The following is a 23,079-nucleotide window of genomic DNA, read 5'->3' as shown; positions in this document are numbered from 1 at the left end:
GACCGGTCCCTTGAGCACTGCTGAAAGACGGATGCCGGCAAGGCGCGCCAACAGGCGCGCCTTCGCGACCCTCAAATCGATCGCCGGCTTCGTCGTGGTCGTCGCCACCACCTATCTCGGTCTTCTCGCCGTGACCTTCTTCATCGGCCGCGTCGTGCCGATCGACCCGGTGCTGGCGATCGTCGGCGACCGGGCGCCGTCCCATGTCGTCGAGCGCGTGCGGCAGGAAATGGGCTTCAACCTGCCCTATTACCAGCAGTTCTTCCTCTATGTGAAAGGCGTGCTGCAGGGGGACTTCGGCACCTCGGTGCTCACCACCAATCCGGTGATGACCGATATCCGCCGTGTCTTCCCGGCGACCATGGAGCTTGCCACCGTCGGCACGGTCATCGGCGCCGCCTTCGGCATTCCGCTCGGCGTGCTCGCGGCCGTCCGGCGCGGCAGCCTTGCCGACCAGATCGTGCGCATCGTCGGCCTCGTCGGCTATTCGGTGCCGATCTTCTGGCTCGGCCTCCTCGCCCTCCTCGTGTTCTATGCCCGTCTCGGCTGGACGTCCGGCCCCGGCCGCATGGACGTGGTGTTCGAATACACCTTCACGCCGATCACCGGCTTTTTCCTGCTCGACGCGATCCTCAATCGTGACTGGGCGGCTTTTCGCGACATCGTCTCGCATATCGTGCTGCCGGGCTCGCTGCTCGGCTATTTCTCGCTCGCCTATATCAGCCGCATGACGCGGTCCTTCATGCTGAACGAGCTCAGCCAGGAATATATCGTCGCGGCGCGCGCCAAGGGCTTGTCGGAAACCCGCATCATCTGGGGCCATGCGCTGCGCAATGCCGCCGTTCCGCTCGTCACGGTGATCGCGCTCTCCTATGCCGGCCTGCTGGAAGGCTCGGTGCTGACGGAGACCGTCTTTGCCTGGCCGGGCCTCGGCCTCTACATCACCAATTCGCTGCAGAATGCCGACATGAACGCGGTTCTCGGCGGCACCATCGTCATCGGTTCCGTCTTCATCGCCATCAATCTACTTTCCGACGTGCTCTACCGCATGCTCGACCCGCGGACGAGGACACGATGAACGAGACCGCCATGACCCGCCGCGAATGGCTTCTGACCGACCGGCCGCAATCGCGCCTGCAGGCCCGGCTCGGCCGTGCCTATGTCACCTGGGGGCGGTTTGCCGCCAACCGGCTCGCCGTCATCGGCATGCTGATCATCCTCGGGCTGATCGTGCTCGCGATCTTCGCGCCGCTGCTGGCGCCGTACTCGCCCTATGTCGGCGATCTCGCCAAATCCCGCCTGCTGCCGCCGGACGCTGCCCATTGGCTCGGCACGGACGACCAGGGCCGCGACATCCTCTCGCGCCTCATCTATGGCTCGCGCCTGACGCTCCAGGTCGTGGTGCTGGTCGCCATCATCGCCGCGCCGCTCGGCCTTCTGGTCGGCACGGTCGCCGGTTATGCCGGCGGCTGGGTGGATGCGGTGCTGATGCGCATCACAGACATCTTCCTCGCCTTTCCCAAGCTGGTGCTGGCGCTCGCCTTCGTCGCGGCGCTCGGGCCCGGCATCGGCAATGCCATCATCGCCATCGCCATCACCTCCTGGCCGCCCTATGCGCGCATTGCCCGCGCCGAGACGCTGACGGTGCGCAATTCCGATTATATCTCGGCCGTGCGGCTGATGGGCGCCTCGCCCTGGCGCATCGTGCTGCGCCATATCATGCCGCTCTGCATCTCCTCGCTCATCGTGCGCGTGACGCTCGACATGGCGGGCATCATCCTCACGGCCGCCGGCCTCGGCTTCCTCGGCCTCGGCGCGCAGCCGCCGCTGCCGGAATGGGGCGCGATGATCGCCTCTGGCCGCCGCTTCATCCTCGACCAGTGGTGGGTGGCCGCCATGCCGGGTTTCGCCATCCTCATCGTCAGCCTCGGCTTCAACCTGCTGGGCGACGGCCTGCGCGATGCGCTGGACCCGCGCGGGAGCAGCCAATGAGTACGCTCCTCGACGTCAAGGACCTGCGCGTCTCCTTCCCCACCCGCACCGGCGTGGTGGAGGCGGTGCGCGGCGTTTCCTTCACGCTCGGCCGCGAGCGGCTGGGCATTGTCGGCGAGAGCGGCTCGGGCAAGTCGCAGACCGGCCGCGCCATCATGGGCCTGACGCCGGAGCATGGCCGCATCTCGGCGGAGAAGCTGGAGTTCAACGGCATCGACCTCACCCGGGCGTCGAAGGCCGAGCGGCGGGCGTTGCGCGGCAAGCGCATCGCCATGATCCTGCAGGACCCGAAATATTCGCTCAACCCGGTCATGAGCATCGGCCGCCAGATCATCGAGACGTTGCGCACGCATGAGCCGGTCGGCAGGGCGGAGGCGCGCAGGCGGGCGCTCGACATGCTGGCCGCCGTGCAGATCCGCGATCCCGAGCGCGTCTTCGGCCTCTATCCGCACGAGGTCTCGGGCGGCATGGGCCAGCGCGCCATGATCGCCATGATGCTGGTGGCCGGCCCGGAGCTGCTGATCGCCGACGAGCCGACCTCGGCACTCGACGTGACCGTGCAGCTCGACGTGCTCGGCATCCTTCACCGGCTGGTCGCCGATCGCGGCATGGGGCTGATCTTCATCTCGCACGACCTCCGGCTCGTGTCGTCCTTCTGCGACCGGGTCATCGTCATGTATGCCGGGCGCATCGTCGAGGAGCTGCCGGCCTCCCGGCTTTCCGAGGCCGAGCATCCCTATACGCGAGGCCTGCTCAACTGCATGCCGAAGATCGGCGTCGACCGGCATCCCCTGCCGGTTCTCGACCGCAGGCCGGAGTGGGCGCTATGACCGCCGCTCTTGCCATCGACGGCCTCAGCGTCGTCTTCGACGATTTCGTCGCCCTCCAGGATGTCAGCCTCACGGTGGCGCCTGGCGAATCCTTCGGGCTGGTCGGGGAATCCGGCTCCGGCAAGTCGACGCTGCTGCGGGCGGTCGCCGGGCTCGCGCCGGTTTCCGACGGCACGATCACGGTTGACGGCAAGCCGCTCGGCGACAAGCGCGACAAGGCCTTCTATCGACAGGTGCAGATGGTGTTCCAGGATCCCTATGGATCGCTGCACCCGCGCCAGACGGTCGACCGGCTGCTGCTGGAACCGCTCGCCATCCACGGCTTCGACAATTCGGAAAGCCGTATCGTGCGGGCGCTGGATGAGGTGGGGCTCGGCGCGAGCTTCCGCTTCCGCTATTCGCACCAGCTCTCCGGCGGCCAGCGCCAGCGCGTGGCGATCGCCCGGGCGCTGATCCTCGAACCCTCCATCCTGCTGCTCGACGAGCCGACCTCCGCGCTCGATGCCTCGGTGCAGGCCGAGGTGCTGAACCTGCTCGAACAGGTGCGCGCGGCGCGCAAGCTCACTTTCGTCATGGTCAGCCACGACCTTGCCGTCGTCACCCATATGTGCGACCGGCTGATGGTCATGCAGCACGGCCAGGCAGTGGAACAGCTCGCCTCCGCGGACCTTGCGGCGCACCGGGTGACGCAGGACTATACGCGCAGCCTGCTCACGGCCAGCGAAGGCTTCCGCCGCAATGGTTGACCGGGTTCAGCGCCCGCCTTCCTTGATGGATTCCATGGCGACGGAGGTCGAGGTGCTGGCGACATTCGGCAGGCTCGAGATCTTCTCGCCCAGCACCTCCCGGTAGCGGCGGATATCGGCGGTGCGGATCTTGATCAGGTAGTCGAAGCGGCCGGCGATCATGTGGCACTCCTCGACCTCCTTGATCTTGCGCACCGCGCTGTTGAAGGCGTTGAGCGCCGCTTCCTTGGTGTCCGAAAGCTTCACCTCGGCGAAGGCGACATGGTCGAGCCCGAGCTTCTTCGGGTTGAGCACGGCGCGGAAGCCGTCGATATAACCGTCATTGATCAGGCGCTGCAGGCGCAGCGTGCAGGGCGTCTTCGAAAGCCCGACGATTTCGGACATTTCGGTAATGGAAATCCGAGCATTTTCAACGAGAAGGTCGAGGATCTTGCGGTCGATTGCGTCGATTTCGCCAGGAAATGGCTTTATCTTGGACATTTGTCTCACCTAAAGCGCCAATATATGGAGATAGCTCCTGTCTATACGCATATAATGGTGAGAAAGTCGCACGGCAATCGACTATGTTCCGCGCCAGCGCCATGAGGCTGGAATGCATCGGCAAGCGGTGTATCCTCTCCTCGCATCCAGTGGCCGAACCCGAGATGGTGATGGAAATGGTCCAGTCTGCAAACGAACAACAAATCTCCGCTTTCGCTGACTTCGCGCCGCCGATCCGGCCGCAGGGCGAGCTGCGCCAGCGCATCACCGCCGCCTACCGCACGCCGGAAGAGGACGCGGTCCGGCCGCTGCTCGAAAAGGCCGCCCTGCCGGCCGATGTCGCCGCGCGCATCCGCGAGACCGCGCGCACGCTGATCGTCGCGCTGCGTGCCAAGCACAAGGGCTCGGGCGTCGAGGGACTGGTGCACGAATATTCGCTCTCCAGCCAGGAGGGCGTCGCGCTGATGTGCCTTGCCGAGGCGCTGCTGCGCATTCCCGACAACGCCACGCGCGACGCGCTGATCCGCGACAAGATCTCGGAAGGCGACTGGAAGTCGCATATGGGGGGCGGCCGCTCGCTCTTCGTCAATGCCGCCACCTGGGGCCTCGTGGTCACGGGCAAGCTGACCTCCACCGTCAACGACCGCGGCCTTTCCGCTGCCCTCACGCGCCTCATCGCTCGTTGCGGCGAGCCGGTCATCCGCCGCGGCGTCGACATGGCCATGCGCATGATGGGCGAGCAGTTCGTCACCGGCGAGACCATCGACGAGGCGCTGCGCAATTCGCGCGCCCTGGAGCGCAAGGGCTTCCGCTATTCCTACGACATGCTCGGCGAGGCGGCGACGACGGCCGCGGACGCGGAGCGCTACTATCGCGATTACGAGAACGCCATCCACGCCATCGGCAAGGCCTCGGCCGGCCGCGGCATCTATGAAGGTCCCGGCATCTCGATCAAGCTCTCGGCGCTGCATCCGCGCTACGTGCGCGCCCAGGCCGAACGGGTGATGGGCGAGCTGCTACCCAAAGTGAAGGCGCTGGCCGCCATCGCGAAGTCCTACAATATTGGCCTCAACATCGATGCGGAGGAGGCCGACCGGCTGGAACTCTCGCTCGACCTTCTGGAAGAGCTTTGCCACGATCCGGCCCTTGCGGGCTGGGACGGCGTCGGCTTCGTGGTGCAGGCCTATGGCAAGCGCTGCCCCTTCGTGCTCGATTTCATCATCGATCTCGCCCGCCGCGCCAACCGGCGCATCATGGTGCGCCTCGTCAAGGGCGCCTATTGGGATGCCGAGATCAAGCGCGCGCAGCTCGACGGGCTGGAGGAGTTCCCCGTCTTCACGCGCAAGATCCACACGGACGTCTCCTACATAGCCTGCGCCCGGAAACTGTTGGCGGCGAAGGATGTGGTCTTCCCGCAGTTCGCCACGCACAATGCTCAGTCGCTCGCCACGATCTACCAGCTCGCAGGCCCGGATTTCCGCGTCGGCGACTACGAGTTCCAGTGCCTGCACGGCATGGGCGAACCGCTCTACGACGAGGTCGTCGGCGAGGAGAAGCTGAACCGCCCGTGCCGCATCTATGCGCCGGTCGGCACGCACGAGACACTGCTGGCCTATCTCGTCCGCCGCCTGCTGGAAAACGGCGCGAACTCCTCCTTCGTCAACCGCATCGCCGATCCCGCCGTCTCGGTCGACGAGCTCATTGCCGATCCGGCTGCCGTCGTGCGCGCCATGCCGGTGCCGGGCGGCAAGCATGACAAGATCGCGCTTCCCGCGGAACTCTACGGCAAGGGCCGCCTGAACTCCGCCGGTCTCGACCTTTCCAATGAGGCGGTGCTGGCGAAGCTGGCGCAGGACCTTGCGAAGACCGCGGCTGTCGAATGGCAGGCCGCGCCTGTCATCGCCGACGGTTCCAGCGAGGGCGAGCGGCGGCCGGTGCTCAATCCGGCCGATCACAGGGACTTGGTCGGCACCGTCGTCGAGACGACGGATGCGGGCGTGGCGAAGGCCGCCAGGCTGGCGCTCGAAGCGGCCCCGGCCTGGGCTACCGTGCCGCCGCGCGAGCGGGGCGACCGGCTCGATCGTGCCGCCGACCTGATGCAGGCGGGGATCGCGACGCTGATCGGCCTTGCCATCCGCGAGGCGGGCAAATCCGCCGCCAATGCCATTGCCGAGGTGCGCGAGGCGATCGACTTCCTGCGCTATTATGCCGAACAGGCGCGGCGTACGCTCGGTGCCGGCCATGCGCCGCTCGGCCCGATCGTCTGCATCAGCCCGTGGAACTTCCCGCTGGCGATCTTCACCGGCCAGATCGCGGCCGCGCTCGTCGCCGGCAACCCGGTGCTGGCAAAGCCGGCCGAGGAAACGCCGCTGATCGCCGCCGAGGCGGTGCGGATCCTGCATGAGGCCGGCATTCCCTCGGGCGCGCTGCAACTGCTGCCCGGCGATGGCCGCGTCGGCGCTGCCCTTGTCGGTGCGCCGGAAACGGCGGGCGTCATGTTCACCGGTTCTACGGAAGTCGCCCGCCTCATCCAGAAGGAACTCTCCGGCCGCCTCTCGCCCGCCGGCAAGCCGATCCCGCTGATCGCCGAGACCGGCGGGCAGAATGCGATGATCGTCGATTCCTCGGCGCTTGCCGAACAGGTGGTGTTCGATGTCATCGCCTCGGCCTTCGACAGCGCCGGCCAGCGCTGCTCGGCGCTGCGCGTGCTGTGCCTGCAGGAGGACGTCGCTGACCGTACGCTCACCATGCTGAAAGGGGCGCTCGCCGAACTCACGATCGGCCGCACCGACAAGCTGAGTGTGGATACCGGCCCGGTCATCACCGCGGAGGCCAAGCAGACGATCGAGGCGCATATCGAGAAGATGCGCGCGCGTGGCCGCAAGATCGAGCAGGTGGCGCTGCCCGCGGAAGCTGATCGCGGCACCTTCGTTTCGCCCACCATCATCGAGCTGCAGTCGCTTGCCGATCTGGAGCGTGAAGTGTTCGGCCCGGTCCTGCATGTCATCCGCTACAAGCGCGAGGATGTCGACCGCCTGATCGACGATATCAATGCGACGGGCTATGGCCTGACCTTCGGCCTGCATACGCGCCTCGACGAGACGATCGCCCATGTCACCAGCCGCGTGAAGGCGGGCAATATCTACGTCAACCGCAACATCATCGGCGCCATCGTCGGCGTGCAGCCGTTCGGCGGCCGGGGGCTTTCGGGCACCGGGCCCAAGGCGGGCGGCCCGCTCTATATCGGTCGCCTCGTGCAGGTTCCGCCGGTTCCCCCGCAGCACAGCTCCGTGCATATCCAGCCGGCGGTGCTCGATTTCGCCCAGTGGTTGCGCGGTAAGGGTAAGGCCGAGCTTTCCGATCAGGTCCGCGATCTCGGCAGCAATTCGGCGCTCGGGCTGGACCTCGAGCTTCCCGGCCCGGTCGGCGAGAAGAACCTCTATGCGCTCCATCCGCGCGGCCGGATCCTCCTCGCGCCGGCGACGGAGGAGGGGTTGCTCGCCCAGCTCGGCGCGGTATTCGCCACGGGCAACAGGGCGGTGATCGACGCCGCCTCCGGTCTCCAGCCTGCCCTTGCCGGCCTTCCGGCGAGCCTTGCGGCGCTGATCTCCTGGTCGTCCGACTGGGCGGCGGATGGTCCCTATGCGGGTGCGCTCGTCGAAGGGGACGGGGACAGGGTGGTCGAGGCCGCCCGCCACATCGCCGCGCTGCCCGGTCCGCTCGTCCTGACGCAGGCCGCCACCACGGCGGAAATCCGGGCGGGTGCGGATGCCTATTGCCTCAACTGGCTGCTCGAAGAGGTCTCGACCTCCATCAACACGGCGGCCGCCGGCGGCAATGCCAGCCTGATGAGCATCGGCTAAGGCATGATAAAAAACCGGGCCGCTCCTTCGAGCGGCCCGGTTTCGTTTTCCGACTATCCGGCACCCTCCCAGGGCTTCGCAAGGGACGGGTGCGGCATTGCCAGGAGATCAATGGCGCGGGCGGCGAGGTGGTCGACGATGTCGGCCACGGATTGCGGGCGATGGTAGAAGGCCGGCACCGGGGGCATGACGATCGCGCCCATCTCCGTCACGGCGCACATGTTGCGCAGATGGCCGAGATGCAGCGGTGTCTCGCGCGCCAGAAGGACGAGCCGGCGGCGCTCCTTCAGTTGTACATCGGCGGCGCGACCGATCAGCGTGTCGGTACGGCCGGTAGCGACGGCCGAAAGCGTCTGCATGGAGCAGGGGGCGACAATCATGCCGCGGACGGGAAACGAGCCGCTGGCGATCGATGCGCCGATATCGCCTGTCGGATGATGGCGATGGACGAGCGGCAACAGGCGTTCCAGCGCGTCCGTGCCGCATTCGAGGTCCAGCGTGCGGCGCGCGGCATCGGAGACCACGAGATGGGTTTCGACGCCGCCGAGCGTGGCCAGCCGCTCGACGATACGCACGGCCAGTGCCGCGCCGGAAGCGCCCGTGATGCCGACGACCACCCGTTCGGTCTTCATGCGAACGGCTCCGGAAGGCCTAGGGATGCCCACAGGCCGTCCACCCTGGCGACCACGTCGGGCGTCATGGCGAGGACCCGGCCCCATTCCCGCTCGCTCTCCGTGCCGATCTTCCGCGTCGCATCCAGCCCGAGCTTGCCGCCGAGGCCGGATTTCGGGGACGCGAAGTCGAGATAGTCGATCGGCGTGTTTTCCACGAGCATCAGGTCGCGGCCGGCATCGAAGCGGGTGGAGAGCGCCCAGATCACGTCCGGCCAGCTTTTCACGTCGATGTCGCCGTCGACGGCGATGATCAGCTTGGTGTAGCTGAACTGCGGCAGCATGGACCACAGGCCCATCATCACCCGCCGTGCCTGGCCGGGATAGCGCTTGTCGATGGAAACCACCATGGCACGGTAGGAGCAGGCCTCGGGCGGCAGCCAGAGGTCAAGGATCTCCGGGAACTGGCGCTTCACCAGCGGCACGAAGAGTTCGTTCATCGCCTCGCCCAGCCTCGACGGCTCGTCCGGCGGCCGGCCGGTATAGGTGGAGAGGTAGAGCGGGTTCTTCCGCAGGGTGATCGCCGAGAGCGTCATGACCGGGAAGGGCTCGACGGCATTGTAATAGCCGGTATGGTCGCCATAGGGGCCTTCGTCCGTCGTCTCGCTGGCCGAGACCGTGCCTTCCAGCACGATTTCCGCACTGGCGGGGATGGGCAGCGGCACGGTGAGGCCACAGGCCGTCTCCTGTCGCCGGCCGTTCAGCACACCGGCAAAGCCGAGTTCGCTCAAGCCGTCGGGCAGCGGCATGACGGCGGCAAGGATCGTCGTGGGATCGGCACCGATGACGACCGCGACAGGCATGTCGCGCCCGGACGCCTGCCAGAGGCGATGGTGGCGCGCCCCGCCGCGATGGGCGAGCCAGCGCATGATGAGCCGGTCCTTGCCGAGCTTCTGCATGCGGTAGATGCCGACATTGATGTCCGCAGGGTTGTCCGGCGCCTGGGTGATGACGAGCGGCCAGGTGACGAGCGGGGCGGGCTCACCCGGCCAGCAGGTCTGGATCGGCAGGCGGTCGAGATCGGCCTCCTCGCCCTGCCAGACGATCGCCTGGCAAGGGGCGCGGCGGACCGTGCGCGGGTTCATCGACAGGGCGGCCTTCAGGTGGGGCAGCTTCTGCCAGGCATCGCGCAGGGAGCGTGGCGGCTGCGGATCGCGCAGGTCCGCGAGGAAGGCGGCAAGGTGCGGCAGGCCGCCGGCCTCAAGGCCCAAGCCCCATTCGATGCGCTCGCGCGTGCCGAAGAGATTGGCAAGAAGCGGGATGGGCTGAATGCGGCCCGCGGCATCCACCGGCCGTTCGAAGAGCAGCGCCGGCCCGCCCTCGGCCAGCACGCGGCGATGGATTTCCGTCACCTCGTGGACGAGCGAGACCGGCTCGCAAATGCGCGTCAGCCGCGCCCGCCGCTCCAGGAGGGCGACGAAATCCTGAAGGCCGTCGAAACGGCGCGGAACGGGGGCATCGGCTTTCATGACGCTCCCTTGCCGGGGAAAAACGTCACGGTCTTTGTGCTGGCGCAAACTCTTGGCGCCCGACGCTGCCTAGGGTCCAGACGTTCGTTTCTGGAAAGTCCCGCATGCCATCGCTTCCGCCTCTTCTCGTCAAACCGGTCGATCTTGCGCCTCTCTGGCTGGTGGAACGGGTGGCGCGCCACCTGTTTTCCGGCGTGCTGAAGGCCCATCCCGATCTCTTCGAACGGCTCGGCGCCTATCGTGAGACCTGTTACGGCTTCTCGCCCGTCGATCTGCCGCTGCATTTCACCGTCGTGCCGGCCATGAAGACGCTCGCCGTCTCGCGCGGCGCTCCGCCGCTCGTCGATGCGCGCATTGAGGGGCCGCTGGTGCTGCTTCTCGGCCTGCTCGAAGGGCGCTGCGATGCGGATGCGCTGTTCTTCTCGCGCGACCTTTCGGTCACCGGCGACATGGAGGCGATGCTGGCGCTGCGCAACGCGCTCGACGACAGCGCCATCGACCTGCCGCGCGAACTCGGCGCGCTGGCCGGGCCGTTCTCGCCGCTCGTCGCCGGCACGGCGCGCTATATCCGCGGCAAGGCGCTCGAAGGAAGGGACGCGACATGGAACTGATCTGCCCCGCCGGCACGCCCGCCGCCTTCCGCGAGGCGGTGGAGGCCGGTGCCGATGCCGTCTATTGCGGCTTTCGCGACGAGACCAATGCCCGCAACTTCCCGGGCCTCAATTTCAGTCGCGAGGAGCTGCGCCAGTCGATCGCGCTTGCCCGTCGCAAGAAGGTGCAGACCTTCGTCGCGCTCAACACCTTCATGCGGGCGGGCGACGAGGCGCTCTGGTATTCGGCCGCCGACGATGCGGTGGCGATGGGTGCCGATGCGCTGATCCTCGCCGATTTCGGCCTGATGGCCTATGTCGCTGAAAAGTATCCGCAGCAGCGGCTGCACGTCTCCGTCCAGGCCTCCGCCTCGAACCCGGAGGCGATCCGTTTCCTCGTCGAAGCCTTCGGGGCAAAGCGCGTCGTGCTGCCCCGCGTTCTGACCGTGCAGGATATCGCCCGGCTGACGCGGCAGATCGACTGCGAGGTCGAGGTCTTCGCCTTCGGCGGGCTCTGCGTCATGGCGGAGGGGCGCTGCTCGCTTTCCTCCTATGCAACGGGCAAGTCGCCCAACATGAACGGCGTCTGCTCGCCGGCGAGCCATGTCCGCTACCGGCAGGACGGTGCGGACCTTGTCTCCGAGCTCGGCGCCTACACGATCAACCGCTTCGGCCCCGGCGAGGCCTCCGGCTATCCGACGCTCTGCAAGGGGCGCTTCGAGATCGGCGACGTCGAGGGCTACGCCTTCGAGGACCCCGTCTCGCTCGACGTCATCGACGAGATCGACGCGCTGCGCGCGGCCGGCGTCTCGGCGCTGAAGATCGAGGGGCGCCAGCGCGGCAAGGCCTATGTCGCCGAGGTGGTGTCGTCGCTCAAGAAGGCGCTTGGTGCCTCGCCCGGCGAGCGCGCGGCACTCGTCGCCCGGCTCCGCGCGATGAGCGAGGGCCAGCGCACGACGACGGGCGCCTATGACAAACGCTGGCGATAGGAGACGGTGATGGCGACGACAGGCAAACCGGCGCTGAGCCTCGGCCCGGTCTACTTCCTCTGGGATGGGCCGAAATGGCGGGACTTCTACTTCCGCATTGCCGACGAGGCGGCGGTCGAGCATGTCACGCTCGGGGAAACGGTCTGTTCCAAGCGCCAGCATTTCAGCGAGCCGCATGTCGCCGAGGTCGTCGAGCGGCTGGAGGCGGCGGGCAAGCGCGTGACGCTCTCCACGCTCGCCATGGTCACGCTGCCGCGCGAAAGCCGGCATGTGCGTGACCTGATCGCCGACAGCCTGCATCCGGTGGAGGCGAACGACCTCTCCGCGCTCGGCCTCCTCAAGGGCCGTCCGCATTCGATCGGCCCGCTGGTCAATGTCTACAATGCGGCGACGGCCCGCACGCTTGCCGCCCGCGGTGCCGAGAACATCTGTCTGCCGCCGGAGCTGCCGGCTGGCTCCATCCGGCAGATGCTGGAGGCCATGCCGGATTTCTCCTTCGAAGTCTTCGCCTTCGGCCGCATGCCGCTCGCCATTTCTGCGCGCTGCGCCCATGCGCGTTCCAAGGGGCTGACGAAGGACAATTGCCAGTTCGTCTGCGGCGAGGAGCCCGATGGCCTGCCGCTGCGTACGCTCGACCGCCAGTCCTTCCTCGTGCTGAACGGCGTGCAGACGATGTCGAACAGTTGCGTCGTGCTCGTCGATGACCTTGCACCGCTCGTCGAAGCGGGCCTGTCGCGCGTGCGGCTCTCGCCGCAGGATTGCGACATGGTGAAGGTGGCAAGCCTCTACCGCAGGGTGCTCGACGGCAGGATCGATGGCGAGGAGGCGATCGCGGACCTGGCGAAGGTCTATCCCGGCGTGCGCTTCTCGAACGGTTTCCTGCACCGGCAGGAGGGCGCGGCCTGGGTGTCGCGCGGGCGAAACGCGGCGATGGGACGGGACTGAGGGCGGTCAGGCGAAGACGTCGCGCGCCTCCGCCTTGGCGGCGATGAGCGTCTCCAGGATCATCTGTTCGGAAAAGACATGGCGGCGCAGGCTTTCCTGGAAGCCGCCTATCATGCGCGACACCGTCTCGGGCGAAAGCCCGCAGCGACCGTCGGCGACGGCCTTCAGCGTCAGCGAGAGCTCCTCGGCGGCGAGCCGGTCGCAGCGGTGCTCCGCCTTCAGGCGCTCGATCGCCAGGGCGGCGAAGCAGGAGCCGGCATGCCGGTCGAAATCCGGGAAGAGCAGGCGCTCCTCCAGCTCGTGCACGGCCCTGAGGGCGGGCGGAATGGCGTCGGCGAGCGCACGCAGCTCACCGGCGGTGCCCGGTTCGCCTGCGATCTCTTCGAGATGCAGGCAGAGATCGAGCAGGGCCTGGTGAAGCGTTTCCAGCCGGTCGATATCGGCGGCGTTGAGGCTCGCGTCGTCCATCGCCGCCTCCTACTGGCCGAAGAAGAGCACGGCGGCGATGACAACAGAGGCGCTGACGGCGGACAGCGTTCCCGCGCCCTGCAGCACGCCCATGCGGTAGAGCATCAGGGCGAAGCCGGCGATGACCGGAGCGGCGATGAGGAGACCGAACTGTGCATCCGTCATGGGAAGGTCCTTTCCGTTGCCGCCATCATGCCGCGTCCGGCATTGCCGCTCTTTGCGCCGGCGCAAAGAAGCCCGCGGCTTCCTGCGCTAGGGCTGGGCCATGGCGACGATGGACGATATGCGCACGGCGGTTGCGAAGGCGGAGAGCGGGGAGGGCGATTGCCTTCTTCTCTGGATCCTGGTGTGGAGCGAACTTGCAGCCTTCGGCGCGCTGCTCGTCGCCTTCATGGTGATGACGCTGGTGGACGTCGCCAATGCGTCCTTCCTGCGCGCGCACCTCCATCCCGGCCTTGCCGCGCTCAACACGGTCCTTCTCGTCCTCAGCGGCTGGCAGGCGGCGCTGGCGGTTCGCCGCGGGGCGGATCTTTCGGGCGTTCGCCGCTCCCTCGTCCTTGCGGGCCTTCTCGGCCTTGCCTTTGCGGCGGTGAAACTCGCCGAATATGGGATGGAGGTCCGCTCCGGCATCGGCGGGGCGGGCACGCTTGCCGAACTCTATTTCCTCGTCACCGGCTTCCACCTGCTGCACGTCGTCTTCGGCGCGGCCATCCTCTTTCTCGTCGCCTGGCGCCCGTCGCGGAGCAATGTCGTGATGATCGCGACGCTCTGGCATGCGATCGACCTCGTCTGGCTCGTGATGTTCCCGATCGTCTACCTCACCTGAGACCGCCATGACCCGACAGGCCCGCGAACAGTTCATCGCCACCCTCGCCATGCTGCTGACGCTCGCCGTCGGCGGCGCCCTCGTCGGCGGGCTCAGCGGCGGGCTCCTGGTGCCCATCACCGCGGTGCTGATCATGGCCTATGCCAAGGGCCGTTTCGTCATCCTCGATTTCATGGAGTTGCGCGCGAGCCGCAGCGCGCTGCGGCCGGCCCTGCTTGCCTGGCCGGCGCTGCTCCTGTCGCTGGCGCTCGCCCGCTCGGTCCTCGGCGCGCTCATCGGCTGACGAACCGCCCCGCTCTTTGCCAATGCGCAAAGAAGGCTTTTTCCCTCCCGCTAGAACAAGGACGTCCCGCAATGCCGGCGAGGGGATCGCCGGCAGAAAGTCGGCGGGGGTTTTTCGCCGGAGCCATGGAGTTTCCGGCAAGGGAAAGGACCATGGGATGGCAGAGCGCCTTACCAAGACCGGGGCCCGCAACGTCTTCTATGGCGGGTCCATCTTCTTCTTCACGATCTTCGTCGGGCTGACCGCCCATTCCCATTATTACATGCGCACGACCGCCACCGACGAGACGACGCTGACCGACAACGTCGCGCGCGGCAAGCATGTCTGGGAGAAGAACGCCTGTATCAACTGCCACACGCTGCTCGGCGAAGGCGCCTATTTCGCGCCCGAGCTCGGCAATGTGTGGAAGCGCTACGGCGGTGCCGACGATCCGGAAGGCGCACGCGAGGCCTTCAAGGCCTGGATGGCGGCGCAGCCGAGCGGGGCGGAGGGCCGGCGGCAGATGCCGCAGTTCCACCTCACCGAACAGGAACTCAACGATCTCGCCGACTTTCTTGAATGGACGAGCAAGATCAACACCCAGAACTGGCCGCCGAACGATGCCGGCTGACCGACACGCGCGTTCAGGAGACAAGAGATGAAATATCAAACGCAAAAGGTCGCCATGCTGTATTTCTACGGCGCGCTCGGCCTGTTCCTCGCCCAGGTGGCTTTCGGCGTCCTCGCCGGCACGATCTACGTGCTGCCGAATGTGCTCTCCGAGCTGCTGCCCTTCAACATCGTGCGCATGATCCACACCAATGCGCTCGTCGTCTGGCTGCTCATGGGCTTCATGGGCGCCACCTACTACATGATCCCGGAGGAGACCGAGACGGAGCTCTACAGCCCGAAGCTCGCCGTCCTGCAGTTCTGGATGTTCTTCGTGGCGGCAGGCCTGACGGTGGTCGGCTACATGTTCCGCATCCATGAGGGCCGCGAATTTTTGGAACAGACCTTCATCGCCAAGGTCGGCATCGTCGTCGTCGTCCTGATGTTCCTCTTCAACATCACCATGACGGCGCTGAAGGGTCGCAAGACCACGGTTATCAACATCCTGCTCTTCGGCCTGTGGGGGCTCGCGCTCTTCTTCCTCTTCGCCTTCTACAACCCGGTCAACCTGGCGCTCGACAAGATGTACTGGTGGTATGTCATCCACCTGTGGGTCGAAGGTGTCTGGGAGCTGATCATGGCTTCCGTGCTCGCCTTCCTGATGATCAAGCTCAACGGCATCGACCGCGAGGTCGTGGAGAAGTGGCTCTATGTCATCGTCGGCCTCGCGCTCTTCTCGGGCATCCTCGGCACCGGCCACCATTATTACTGGATCGGCGCGCCGGGCTACTGGCAGTGGATCGGCTCGCTGTTCTCGACGCTGGAAGTGGCGCCCTTCTTCACCATGGTCATCTTCACCTTCGTCATGACCTGGAAGGCCGGCCGCAACCACCCAAACAAGGCGGCTCTCCTCTGGTCGATCGGCTGCTCGGTCATGGCCTTCTTCGGCGCGGGCGTCTGGGGCTTCCTGCACACGCTGTCGTCGGTGAACTACTACACCCACGGCACGCAGGTCACCGCCGCGCATGGGCACCTCGCCTTCTTCGGCGCCTATGTGATGCTGAACCTTGCCATGATGGCCTATGCGATCCCGGAAATCCGCGGCCGCGCGCCGTTCAACCAGTGGCTTTCCATCGCCAGCTTCTGGATCATGTGCACGGCCATGTCTGTCATGACCTTCGCGCTCACCTTCGCCGGCGTCGTGCAGGTCCACCTGCAGCGTGTGCTCGGCGAAGGCTTCATGGACGTCCAGGACCAGCTCGCGCTGTTCTACTGGGTCCGCCTCGGCTCGGGCGCCGTCGTGCTCGTTTCGGCGCTGATGTTCATCTGGGCGGTGCTCGTGCCCGGTCGGGAGCGCAGCGACAGCCTCACCCGGATGGTCCAGCCGGCCGAGTGAGCGCTGGCCGGCCCCGTCATCCCGCGGGGCCGGCACCTTCTTTCGACAGTTTCTTGGAGATCAGAATGAACGTCCTCCTCAAGGATACGCCCCGTCCCGTTCCGGATATCCCGGCCTACAGCCCCTCCGGCAACGAATGCGCCCTGTTCGAGACGGCCTGGACGCGCCAGCTTCCGCTGCTCCTGAAGGGGCCGACCGGCTGCGGCAAGACCCGTTTCGTCAGCCACATGGCGGCAAGGCTCGGCCTGCCGCTCTCCACCGTCTCCTGCCATGACGATCTTTCGGCCGCCGACCTCACCGGCCGTTACCTCCTGAAGGGCGGTGATACAGTCTGGGTAGACGGTCCCCTGACCCGCGCGGTGCGCCAGGGCGGCGTGTGTTATCTCGACGAGATCGTCGAGGCGCGCAAGGACGTCGCCGTCGTGCTGCATCCGCTCACCGACGACCGGCGCATCCTGCCGCTGGAGCGCACCGGCGAGGTGCTGGAAGCGCCGCCCGGCTTCATGCTCGTCGTCTCCTACAATCCCGGCTACCAGAACCTCCTGAAGGCGCTGAAGCCCTCCACCCGCCAGCGCTTCGTCGCCATCGAGTTCGACTTCCTGCCGAAGCCCCAGGAAATCGCCGTCGTCGCCGCGGAAAGCGGGCTGGACGAAGCGCAGGTCGCGCCGCTCGTCGCGCTGGCACATCGGTTGAGGGCGCTCAAGGGGCACGACCTGGAAGAGGGGGTCTCCACCCGCCTCCTCGTCTACTGCGCCTGCCTCATCGACAGCGGCATGACCATGCGCGAGGCGGTGCGGGCGGCGATGATCGAGCCGCTGACCGACGAGCCGGATGTCCGGGCCGCCCTTCTCGAAATCGCCGACGCGATGATCCGCTGAGGAACCGCCATGCTGGATTTCCTGGAGCTTGAGGAAACGGTCGGCCGGGCCTGGCACCGGCTCGTTGGCAATACCGGCACCTGGCCGCGTCATCCGGAGCATGCCGTGCGGCTGGAGGATGTCCGGCCGGTGCTCGCCGTCTGCTTCCGCGGCTTCGGCGGCGAAGGCGCGGTGCAGATCGCGCCCGCCCGCGGGCGCACCTCGGCGCATCGCCTGAGGCTACGCCAGCGCATGGGGCTCGGCGAGGAGAAGCTGGTGCAGCCCGGCCGCGACCATGCGACGCTGATGCTGCCCGGCGCGATCGACCTCTTCGCCGATCGCGGCCTCAACCGGGACCTTTATGTCTGGCTCGCGGCGACGATGGCGGTGATGCCGCTCGATCCGGTTGTCGAGAGCGATCCTCTGCAGCGCGACCTTGCCATCCTCCAGCGGGCGGAGGCGACGGTGAAGGCGGTGCTTTCGGCCTTTCCGGGGCTTGCGCGGCGCTACCGGCGGCTTTCGGCCGCCACGCTTTCGGCGCGCCGCAGCCGGCCGCTTCCCTCCGTCGAGCGGCATGTGGAGAACCGCATCCTCAGCCTCCTGAGGAAGGGCGCCGGCCTTGCGGACGATGCGCTGCCGGTCATCTTCCCGCACCGGGCGCCGGCCGGATACCTGCCGATGCTGCCTGTGCCGCTATGGCCGGATGCGCTCCTGCGCGAGGAGGGCGAGGGGCGCGGCGAAGAGGACCAGCCTGCAACGGGCGGCACGCCCGAGACCCCGGAGACCGGCCGCCATGTCGCGCTGCGCGAGAAGGCCGAGAACCGCAAGAACGAGCGCAGCCCCTTCATCCTCAACCGCTTCGAGAAGATCCTCGCCATGGCGGAGATGGTCAATGTCGACCGCCCCGGCGACGACAGCGACGACCACGATTCGAGCGCCGCCGACGAACTGGACGACATGACGCTCGGCGAGCGCAAGGGCCGCCCGTCCGCCCGCTTCCATTTCGATCTCGACCTGCCGCCGGAAGCGCTCGACCGCACGCGGCTGACCGGCGAGCACACCTATCCCGAATGGGATTTCCGTACCGGCACCTACCTGCCCGACCATTGCCGGGTGCTTGCTTCTCCCGCACCGGACATGGCTGCCGTGCCCGAGGCCGATGCCGACACGAAGAGCCTGATCCGCCGCGTACGCCGGCAGTTCGAGGTGCTGCGGCCGCGCCATGAAATGCTGCGCGCGCAGCTCGACGGGGCGGAGCTGGACCTCGATGCCGTGGTGCGCGCCCGCAGCGACCTTGCCGCCGGCGGGCAGGGCAGCGACCGCATCCACCTGATGAGCCGGCCGCAGGCGCATGACCTTGCCGTCACCATCCTCGTCGACGTGTCGCTTTCGACGGACGCCTGGTTCGACAACCGCCGGGTGCTCGACGTGGAGAAGGAGGCGCTGCTGGTGCTGGCGCACGGTCTTGCCGCCTGCGGCGACAGCCACTCGATCCTCACCTTCACCTCGCGGCGGCGCTCCTGGGTGCGGGTCGAGACGGTCAAGGATTTCGGCGAGACGATGAACCATGCCGTGGAAGCGCGCATCGCGGCGCTGAAGCCGGGTTTCTACACCCGCATCGGCCCGGCGATCCGCCATGCGGCGGCGAAGCTGCGCGAGCAGCCGAACCGGCGAAAGCTCCTCCTGCTGCTCACCGACGGCAAGCCGAACGACGTCGACCACTATGAGGGCCGCTTCGCGCTGGAGGACAGCCGTCGGGCGGTGAACGAGTCGCGGCGCACCGGTGTCAGCGTGTTCGGGGTGACGGTCGACCGGGAGGCGCAGGTCTATGTGCCGGCCATCTTCGGCCGCAACGGCTATGCCATCGTCAGCAATATCGCTCGGCTGCCTGCGGCGCTGCCGGCGATCTATCGCGGTCTTGTCGGATAGAGGCGCAAGATCTGCGAGGAAGGGCCCGGCATGCCGCACCATGCCGGGCCCTTTTTTCGTTTGGGTTTCAGGCCGCCTTGCTGTGCGTGCGGGCCGACCGGTCGATATAGGCGTCGAAGGCGGCGGCGACCGCGCGGATGATGAAGCGGTGGTCCTGCCGCACCGTGACGGTGCCGCCGCGGATGTCGATCGCGCCATCCTCCGCAAGCGCCGCCAGCTTGGCATTGCCGTCGAGAAGCGGGGCCGCATCGAAGCCGTGCCGCGCGGCGATGCCCGTCACGTCGACGCGGAAATCGCACATCAGGCGCTCGATGATCTCGGCGCGCAGCCGGTCCTCCGCCGTCAGCCGGTAGCCCTTGGCGGTGGCGAGGCGGCCGGAGGCGATGCGCTGGGCATAGAGGCCGGGCGGCACCTCGTTCTGCACGTAGCCTTCCGCCGTGCGGCCGATCGACGAGGCGCCGAAGCCGATCAGCGTGGTGCAGGCATCCGTCGTATAGCCCTGGAAGTTGCGGCGCAGCCGGCCGCGCTTGGCGGCGAGGGCGAGGCTGTCTTCCGGCAGGGCATAGTGATCGAGGCCGATGCGCACATAGCCGGCGCCGCCAAGCGTTTCGGCGATCGCCTCGGCCTGCGCGCTGCGAAGGGCCGCGTCGGGCAGCGCGCGCTCGTCGATCAGCCGCTGGTGCTTCTTGAAGGACGGGATGTGGGCATAGCCGAAGACGGCGAAACGTTCCGGCCGCATGCGGATCGCCGCCTGCGCGGTCGCGATGCAGGAGGCGACCGTCTGGTGCGGCAGGCCGTAGATGAGGTCGAAATTGATGCCGCTGACCCCGGCCTTGCGCAGCCGCGCGGCGGCCTCGGCCGTCTGCGCCTCGCTCTGGATGCGGTTGATCGCCTTCTGCACGACGGGGTCGAAGCTCTGTACGCCGAGGCTCGCGCGCGTGACGCCTGCCGCGCCGAGCGCCGTCGCCATCTCGGCGGAGAGGGTGCGCGGGTCGATCTCGACGGCGATCTCCGCGCCGCCGGCAAAGGCGAAGCGGGCGCGCAAGAGGCCGATCAGGTCGCGGAACTCCTCCGGCTGCATGATGGTGGGCGTGCCGCCGCCGAAATGCACATGGCGGATGGTCGGCCGGCCGCCGACCGTCCTGGAGACGAGGTCGATCTCTTTTCGGAGCATGTCGATATAGTCGAGGATCGGCTCGTCGCGCTGGGTGATCGTCGTGTGACAGCCGCAGTACCAGCACATGGAGCGGCAGAAGGGGATGTGCAGGTAGAGCGAGGCATCGGTGCCGGGCCGGATGGCGGCAAGCCAGTCGCCATAGGTGCCGGTGCCGACGGTCGGCGAAAAGCCCGGCGCCGTCGGATAGCTCGTATACCGCGGCAGCCGTGCCTCGCCGTATTTTTCGATCAGGGCCTGTTGCATGGCGCATTCCTTTGTCCGGGTGGATGAATGGGAGGAGCCTAGGGGCCGGGCCGGAGTGCTTCTTTGCGAAAAGCCAAGCAGCGGGACGTCGCGGCCGCGCATTTCCGGAATTGTTTGCGCAACGTCAAAGTGGCGGGCAGGTCGCGGGGTTAGCGTCGGCTGGTTCCGGTCGGTCGGGCCGTGCCTTCCGGAACGGGATCGGAGCGGCCGGGACGGAACAGAAAACCATGTCAGACGACCAGGCCAAGCCTTCCATCGATGTCCGCACCATTGCCCCGCGCGAGCGTCATCCGCGCATCTTCGGCATGCTCGGCGCGCTGCTTCCCGGTAAATCGATGCTGATCACCAGCGACCACGACCCGCGGCCGCTGCACTATCAGTTGGAGACGAATTTCCCGGGCCAGTTCGGCTGGGACTATCTCGAACAGGGACCGGAGGTCTGGCGCGTCGAAATCGACCGGATCGAGGACCGCGGCTGCGATTGCTGCTGCGGCTCGGACCACTAGGCAGCAGACGGCACACGGCGAAGGGGAAACCTTATGCAGGGCGCGACGCTCTCCCGCTGGACCATGTCCTATTTCGCCCTGGCCTGTCTGATGCTCGTCGCAGGTCAGGGCCTGATGCTGGCGGGCTACGGCTATCCGGCCGTCGCCGTCAGCGCGCCGGAAACCCTGGTGCTCGTCCATGTCCTCGCGATCGGGTGGCTGAGCCTCCTGATGGCGGGGGCGCTCCTGCAGTTCGTGCCGGTGCTGATCGCCCGCCCGCTGGTCGGCGGGCGGTTTGCGGCGCCTGCCTTGCTTCTGATCGTTGCCGGGCTCTGCGTGCTGGTCGGGGGCTTCGTGGCGCTGTCCGGCGCCATCGACCTGCCGCTCGCGCTCCTGCCGGTGGGGGGCGGATTGCTGCTGGCCGGTTTCGTCCTCCTCGCCGCCATCCTTGCCGCCACGCTTCTTGCGGCGCGGCCCCTGCCGCTGCCGGCGCGCTTCGTCGCCGTCGGGCTGTCGGCGCTCGTCGGCGCGGCCCTTGCCGGTTTCGCTTTCACGCTTGCCCTTTCCGGCACCAGCGACAGCCTGTTGCTTGTCCGGCTCGTCACCGACGGCGTGGATTTGCATGCGGCGCTGGGCCTTGGCGGCTGGCTGAGCGTCACCGCGGTCGGCGTCAGCTACCGGCTGCTCGCCATGTTCCTGCTGGCGCCCGAGACGGAGCGGCCGACGAGCCGCATCGTCTGGTGGGCGGCAAGCCTTGCCATCGGGCTTGTCGCCGCCTGCATTCCGGTCGTCCTTCTCGCTGCCTCCGGCGTGACGGCGCTGTTTGCCGCCGCCCTCCTTCTGACGCTTGCCGCGGCGCTGCTCTACGGCGGCGACGTCGTGCATCTCTACCGGGCGCGCAAGCGCAAGCAGGCGGAACTGAACATCCGGGCGACGTTCGCCGCCTTTGGCGCACTTGTGCTGTCCGTTGCCCTGCTCAACCTGCCCGGCATCCGGGCGGGCGAGGGGCTTGCGGCGGTCGTCTACCTTTTCGTCTTCGGCTGGCTGACGGGGCTGGGGCTTGCCCAGCTTTACAAGATCGTCGCCTTCCTGACATGGTTGGAGGCCTATGGGCCGGTGCTCGGCCGCGCGCCGGTGCCGCGCGTGCAGGATCTGGTCGATGAAGGGCGTGGTCGCGTCCTGTTCTGGTTCTACTACGGCGCGGTGGCGGCGGCCACGCTCGCGCTTTTCGCGGAGGCTTCCGGCGTTTTTCGCGCGGCGGTCCTCGTGCAACTGGCCGCGACGCTGGGGTTGATAGGAGAATTCATCCGCGCGCGCCGGCTTTGCATCGTGCCGAAAGCGCTGCGGGCGCCGGTCGGCACGGTGCGCCCCCATCTCTTCCTGCCTACATTTGTTTCAAGGAGATAACCGATGTCCGACGTCTCAAACGCCATCGCCCCCAAGACCCTCGACGTGCGGCCGATCTTGGAAAGCGGCGGCGAGCCGTTCCAGGCGATCATGGAGGCGGTGCAGTCGCTCGGCCCCGGGCAGGGGCTCCGGCTCTTCGCCACCTTCCGTCCCCAGCCGCTGTTCCGCGTCATGGCGAGCCGCGGCTTCGACCATGAGGCCCATGAGATCGAGGGCGGTGATTGGGAGGTCCTCTTCACGCCGCAGCAGGCGGCCGCGCCGGTCGAGACCTCCGACAATGCGGACCGCCCGGAGACCTGGCCGGATCCCTCGCTTCATCTCGACCTCAGCGACCTCGATCCGCCCGAGCCGATGGTCCGCATCCTTGCGGCGGCCGAGACGCTGGAGCCGGGCGAGGTCCTCTTCGCGCTCCTGTCCCGCGAGCCACTGTTCCTGTTCCCCGAATTGACGAAGCGCGGCCACCAGTGGGCCGGCAATTTCGACGAGACGGGTTCGGCCTATCGCATCCTGGTGCGGGCCGGCCGGGCGAAGGCGTGATCCGATGGACGAGGACGAGAAGGCTGCACTGACCGAGGCCATCCGCAATGCCCTGCGCATGATCATCGACCCGGAAATCGGCCGCAACATCGTCGATCTCGGCCTGATCTACGAGATCGCGGTGGAGGAGGGCGGCATCGCGCGCATCGCCATGACGACGACGACGCGGGGCTGCCCGGCGAGCGCTTACCTCAAGGATGCGGTGGCCAATTGTGTCTGGTACGTGCCGGGCGTCGAATATGCCGAGGTGCGGCTGACCTACGAGCCGCCCTGGACGCCGGAGATGATGGCGGCGGAAGGCTAGGCAG

24 protein-coding genes are annotated in these 23,079 nt (G+C 67.4%); 18 read left to right on the top strand and 6 right to left on the bottom strand.

The genetic code is table 11. The features are described 5' to 3' along the window. The first annotated feature begins 31 nt into the window (after positions 1–31). The 4 genes from EV665_RS08180 to EV665_RS08165 are packed head-to-tail and all read left to right on the top strand — an operon-like array spanning position 32 to position 3,568. Positions 32–1,078, top strand: coding sequence for an ABC transporter permease (locus tag EV665_RS08180; RefSeq protein WP_064331406.1), 1,047 nt, complete (start codon positions 32–34; stop codon positions 1,076–1,078). Then, positions 1,075–1,992: a nickel transporter permease gene (gene nikC / locus EV665_RS08175; RefSeq protein WP_133033710.1), complete on the top strand. Its 918-nt coding sequence runs from the start codon at positions 1,075–1,077 to the stop codon at positions 1,990–1,992. Before EV665_RS08180 ends, nikC begins: the two co-directional genes overlap by 4 nt. Further along, on the top strand, positions 1,989–2,822 hold the full coding sequence (locus tag EV665_RS08170) for an ABC transporter ATP-binding protein (RefSeq protein ID WP_133033709.1): 834 nt from the start codon (positions 1,989–1,991) through the stop codon (positions 2,820–2,822). Before nikC ends, EV665_RS08170 begins: the two co-directional genes overlap by 4 nt. Then, on the top strand, positions 2,819–3,568 hold the full coding sequence (locus EV665_RS08165; RefSeq protein WP_064331403.1) for an ABC transporter ATP-binding protein: 750 nt from the start codon (positions 2,819–2,821) through the stop codon (positions 3,566–3,568). The genes EV665_RS08170 and EV665_RS08165 overlap by 4 nt, the downstream gene beginning before the upstream one ends. 6 nt (positions 3,569–3,574) lie before the next feature. Here EV665_RS08165 and EV665_RS08160 read toward each other — a convergent pair whose 3' ends face one another. After that, on the bottom strand, positions 3,575–4,048 hold the full coding sequence (locus EV665_RS08160) for an Lrp/AsnC family transcriptional regulator (RefSeq protein ID WP_133033708.1): 474 nt from the start codon (positions 4,046–4,048) through the stop codon (positions 3,575–3,577). 176 nt (positions 4,049–4,224) lie between these two features. On the opposite strand from EV665_RS08160, the gene putA reads away from it, so the two are divergent. Beyond that, positions 4,225–7,911, top strand: coding sequence for a trifunctional transcriptional regulator/proline dehydrogenase/L-glutamate gamma-semialdehyde dehydrogenase (putA, locus tag EV665_RS08155; protein ID WP_162853004.1), 3,687 nt, complete (start codon positions 4,225–4,227; stop codon positions 7,909–7,911). A gap of 53 nt (positions 7,912–7,964) precedes the next feature. Here the strand turns inward: putA and EV665_RS08150 are convergent, their stop codons facing one another. Further along, complete coding sequence (locus tag EV665_RS08150; protein WP_133033706.1) at positions 7,965–8,543, bottom strand: UbiX family flavin prenyltransferase; 579 nt, start codon at positions 8,541–8,543, stop codon at positions 7,965–7,967. Continuing rightward, positions 8,540–10,051, bottom strand: coding sequence for a UbiD family decarboxylase (locus EV665_RS08145; protein ID WP_133033705.1), 1,512 nt, complete (start codon positions 10,049–10,051; stop codon positions 8,540–8,542). Before EV665_RS08145 ends, EV665_RS08150 begins: the two co-directional genes overlap by 4 nt. A 104-nt stretch (positions 10,052–10,155) precedes the next feature. On the opposite strand from EV665_RS08145, the gene ubiT reads away from it, so the two are divergent. From ubiT to ubiV, 3 genes are read left to right on the top strand one after another with little or no spacing between them, the layout of a single operon-like run. Next, positions 10,156–10,662 (top strand): ubiquinone anaerobic biosynthesis accessory factor UbiT, encoded by a 507-nt coding sequence (gene ubiT / locus EV665_RS08140; RefSeq protein ID WP_133033704.1) that lies wholly within the window; start codon positions 10,156–10,158, stop codon positions 10,660–10,662. Further along, positions 10,653–11,630 carry a ubiquinone anaerobic biosynthesis protein UbiU gene (gene ubiU / locus EV665_RS08135; protein WP_133033703.1) on the top strand — a complete coding sequence of 326 codons (978 nt, stop codon included), beginning with the start codon at positions 10,653–10,655 and terminating at the stop codon, positions 11,628–11,630. Before ubiT ends, ubiU begins: the two co-directional genes overlap by 10 nt. Positions 11,631–11,639: 9 nt before the next feature. Continuing rightward, the gene (gene ubiV, locus EV665_RS08130) at positions 11,640–12,575 is read left to right on the top strand and encodes a ubiquinone anaerobic biosynthesis protein UbiV (protein ID WP_133033702.1); all 936 of its coding nucleotides are present in this window, start codon (positions 11,640–11,642) and stop codon (positions 12,573–12,575) included. A 6-nt stretch (positions 12,576–12,581) separates the two neighbouring features. Here the strand turns inward: ubiV and EV665_RS08125 are convergent, their stop codons facing one another. Next, positions 12,582–13,043, bottom strand: a complete 462-nt coding sequence (locus EV665_RS08125; protein ID WP_133033701.1) for a hemerythrin domain-containing protein — start codon at positions 13,041–13,043, stop codon at positions 12,582–12,584. Between the two features lie 9 nt (positions 13,044–13,052). After that, entirely contained in the window at positions 13,053–13,208 is a 156-nt protein-coding gene (locus tag EV665_RS32270) for a hypothetical protein (RefSeq protein WP_023514989.1), read from the bottom strand. A gap of 109 nt (positions 13,209–13,317) precedes the next feature. On the opposite strand from EV665_RS32270, the gene EV665_RS08120 reads away from it, so the two are divergent. The 6 genes from EV665_RS08120 (at position 13,318) to EV665_RS08095 (ending at position 18,922) form a co-directional block, all read left to right on the top strand. Then, on the top strand, positions 13,318–13,869 hold the full coding sequence (locus tag EV665_RS08120; RefSeq protein WP_133033755.1) for a cytochrome c oxidase subunit 3: 552 nt from the start codon (positions 13,318–13,320) through the stop codon (positions 13,867–13,869). A 7-nt stretch (positions 13,870–13,876) separates the two neighbouring features. Next, positions 13,877–14,152, top strand: a complete 276-nt coding sequence (locus EV665_RS08115) for a cytochrome C oxidase subunit IV family protein (protein ID WP_064331394.1) — start codon at positions 13,877–13,879, stop codon at positions 14,150–14,152. Positions 14,153–14,309: 157 nt separating this feature from the next. Continuing rightward, positions 14,310–14,762, top strand: a complete 453-nt coding sequence (locus tag EV665_RS08110) for a c-type cytochrome (RefSeq protein WP_133033700.1) — start codon at positions 14,310–14,312, stop codon at positions 14,760–14,762. A 27-nt stretch (positions 14,763–14,789) separates the two neighbouring features. Beyond that, positions 14,790–16,136: a nitric-oxide reductase large subunit gene (locus tag EV665_RS08105; protein ID WP_133033699.1), complete on the top strand. Its 1,347-nt coding sequence runs from the start codon at positions 14,790–14,792 to the stop codon at positions 16,134–16,136. Positions 16,137–16,201: 65 nt separating this feature from the next. Next, on the top strand, positions 16,202–17,014 hold the full coding sequence (locus tag EV665_RS08100; RefSeq protein WP_133033698.1) for a CbbQ/NirQ/NorQ/GpvN family protein: 813 nt from the start codon (positions 16,202–16,204) through the stop codon (positions 17,012–17,014). 9 nt (positions 17,015–17,023) lie between these two features. Next, a complete protein-coding gene (locus EV665_RS08095) occupies positions 17,024–18,922 on the top strand; it encodes a nitric oxide reductase activation protein NorD (RefSeq protein ID WP_133033697.1) in 1,899 nt (632 codons plus the stop codon). Between the two features lie 67 nt (positions 18,923–18,989). On the opposite strand, the gene hemN is transcribed toward EV665_RS08095, so the two are convergent. Further along, the gene (hemN, locus tag EV665_RS08090) at positions 18,990–20,342 is read right to left on the bottom strand and encodes an oxygen-independent coproporphyrinogen III oxidase (RefSeq protein WP_133033696.1); all 1,353 of its coding nucleotides are present in this window, start codon (positions 20,340–20,342) and stop codon (positions 18,990–18,992) included. A 227-nt stretch (positions 20,343–20,569) separates the two neighbouring features. On the opposite strand from hemN, the gene EV665_RS08085 reads away from it, so the two are divergent. The 4 genes from EV665_RS08085 to EV665_RS08070 are packed head-to-tail and all read left to right on the top strand — an operon-like array spanning position 20,570 to position 23,075. Continuing rightward, positions 20,570–20,848, top strand: coding sequence for a DUF2249 domain-containing protein (locus EV665_RS08085; RefSeq protein ID WP_064331388.1), 279 nt, complete (start codon positions 20,570–20,572; stop codon positions 20,846–20,848). 33 nt (positions 20,849–20,881) lie between these two features. Further along, positions 20,882–22,234, top strand: a complete 1,353-nt coding sequence (locus EV665_RS08080; RefSeq protein ID WP_133033695.1) for a hypothetical protein — start codon at positions 20,882–20,884, stop codon at positions 22,232–22,234. Between the two features lie 3 nt (positions 22,235–22,237). Then, positions 22,238–22,771: a DUF2249 domain-containing protein gene (locus tag EV665_RS08075; RefSeq protein ID WP_064331386.1), complete on the top strand. Its 534-nt coding sequence runs from the start codon at positions 22,238–22,240 to the stop codon at positions 22,769–22,771. 4 nt (positions 22,772–22,775) lie between these two features. Then, positions 22,776–23,075: a metal-sulfur cluster assembly factor gene (locus EV665_RS08070; protein WP_133033694.1), complete on the top strand. Its 300-nt coding sequence runs from the start codon at positions 22,776–22,778 to the stop codon at positions 23,073–23,075. Positions 23,076–23,079: the final 4 nt, after the last annotated feature.

Source organism: Shinella granuli (assembly GCF_004341885.1).
GTDB lineage: Bacteria > Pseudomonadota > Alphaproteobacteria > Rhizobiales > Rhizobiaceae > Shinella > Shinella granuli.
Note: the sequence above shows the minus strand (reverse complement) of the source record. Positions and strands in the feature narration are given on the sequence as shown.

Excerpts from the sequence above, each read along its gene's own strand:
- EV665_RS08110 (WP_133033700.1), top strand. The coding sequence starts at position 14,310 with ATGGCAGAGCGCCTTACCAAGACCGGGGCCCGCAACGTCTTCTATGGC.
- EV665_RS32270 (WP_023514989.1), bottom strand. The coding sequence starts at position 13,208 with ATGACGGATGCACAGTTCGGTCTCCTCATCGCCGCTCCGGTCATCGCC.
- EV665_RS08115 (WP_064331394.1), top strand. The coding sequence starts at position 13,877 with ATGACCCGACAGGCCCGCGAACAGTTCATCGCCACCCTCGCCATGCTG.
- EV665_RS08180 (WP_064331406.1), top strand. The coding sequence starts at position 32 with ATGCCGGCAAGGCGCGCCAACAGGCGCGCCTTCGCGACCCTCAAATCG.
- ubiV (WP_133033702.1), top strand. The coding sequence starts at position 11,640 with ATGGCGACGACAGGCAAACCGGCGCTGAGCCTCGGCCCGGTCTACTTC.
- ubiT (WP_133033704.1), top strand. The coding sequence starts at position 10,156 with ATGCCATCGCTTCCGCCTCTTCTCGTCAAACCGGTCGATCTTGCGCCT.
- EV665_RS08080 (WP_133033695.1), top strand. The coding sequence starts at position 20,882 with ATGCAGGGCGCGACGCTCTCCCGCTGGACCATGTCCTATTTCGCCCTG.
- EV665_RS08165 (WP_064331403.1), top strand. The coding sequence starts at position 2,819 with ATGACCGCCGCTCTTGCCATCGACGGCCTCAGCGTCGTCTTCGACGAT.
- EV665_RS08085 (WP_064331388.1), top strand. The coding sequence starts at position 20,570 with ATGTCAGACGACCAGGCCAAGCCTTCCATCGATGTCCGCACCATTGCC.
- EV665_RS08100 (WP_133033698.1), top strand. The coding sequence starts at position 16,202 with ATGAACGTCCTCCTCAAGGATACGCCCCGTCCCGTTCCGGATATCCCG.
- EV665_RS08145 (WP_133033705.1), bottom strand. The coding sequence starts at position 10,051 with ATGAAAGCCGATGCCCCCGTTCCGCGCCGTTTCGACGGCCTTCAGGAT.
- EV665_RS08105 (WP_133033699.1), top strand. The coding sequence starts at position 14,790 with ATGAAATATCAAACGCAAAAGGTCGCCATGCTGTATTTCTACGGCGCG.
- ubiU (WP_133033703.1), top strand. The coding sequence starts at position 10,653 with ATGGAACTGATCTGCCCCGCCGGCACGCCCGCCGCCTTCCGCGAGGCG.
- EV665_RS08160 (WP_133033708.1), bottom strand. The coding sequence starts at position 4,048 with ATGTCCAAGATAAAGCCATTTCCTGGCGAAATCGACGCAATCGACCGC.
- EV665_RS08095 (WP_133033697.1), top strand. The coding sequence starts at position 17,024 with ATGCTGGATTTCCTGGAGCTTGAGGAAACGGTCGGCCGGGCCTGGCAC.
- EV665_RS08170 (WP_133033709.1), top strand. The coding sequence starts at position 1,989 with ATGAGTACGCTCCTCGACGTCAAGGACCTGCGCGTCTCCTTCCCCACC.
- EV665_RS08150 (WP_133033706.1), bottom strand. The coding sequence starts at position 8,543 with ATGAAGACCGAACGGGTGGTCGTCGGCATCACGGGCGCTTCCGGCGCG.
- hemN (WP_133033696.1), bottom strand. The coding sequence starts at position 20,342 with ATGCAACAGGCCCTGATCGAAAAATACGGCGAGGCACGGCTGCCGCGG.
- nikC (WP_133033710.1), top strand. The coding sequence starts at position 1,075 with ATGAACGAGACCGCCATGACCCGCCGCGAATGGCTTCTGACCGACCGG.
- putA (WP_162853004.1), top strand. The coding sequence starts at position 4,225 with ATGGTCCAGTCTGCAAACGAACAACAAATCTCCGCTTTCGCTGACTTC.
- EV665_RS08120 (WP_133033755.1), top strand. The coding sequence starts at position 13,318 with ATGGACGATATGCGCACGGCGGTTGCGAAGGCGGAGAGCGGGGAGGGC.
- EV665_RS08125 (WP_133033701.1), bottom strand. The coding sequence starts at position 13,043 with ATGGACGACGCGAGCCTCAACGCCGCCGATATCGACCGGCTGGAAACG.
- EV665_RS08075 (WP_064331386.1), top strand. The coding sequence starts at position 22,238 with ATGTCCGACGTCTCAAACGCCATCGCCCCCAAGACCCTCGACGTGCGG.
- EV665_RS08070 (WP_133033694.1), top strand. The coding sequence starts at position 22,776 with ATGGACGAGGACGAGAAGGCTGCACTGACCGAGGCCATCCGCAATGCC.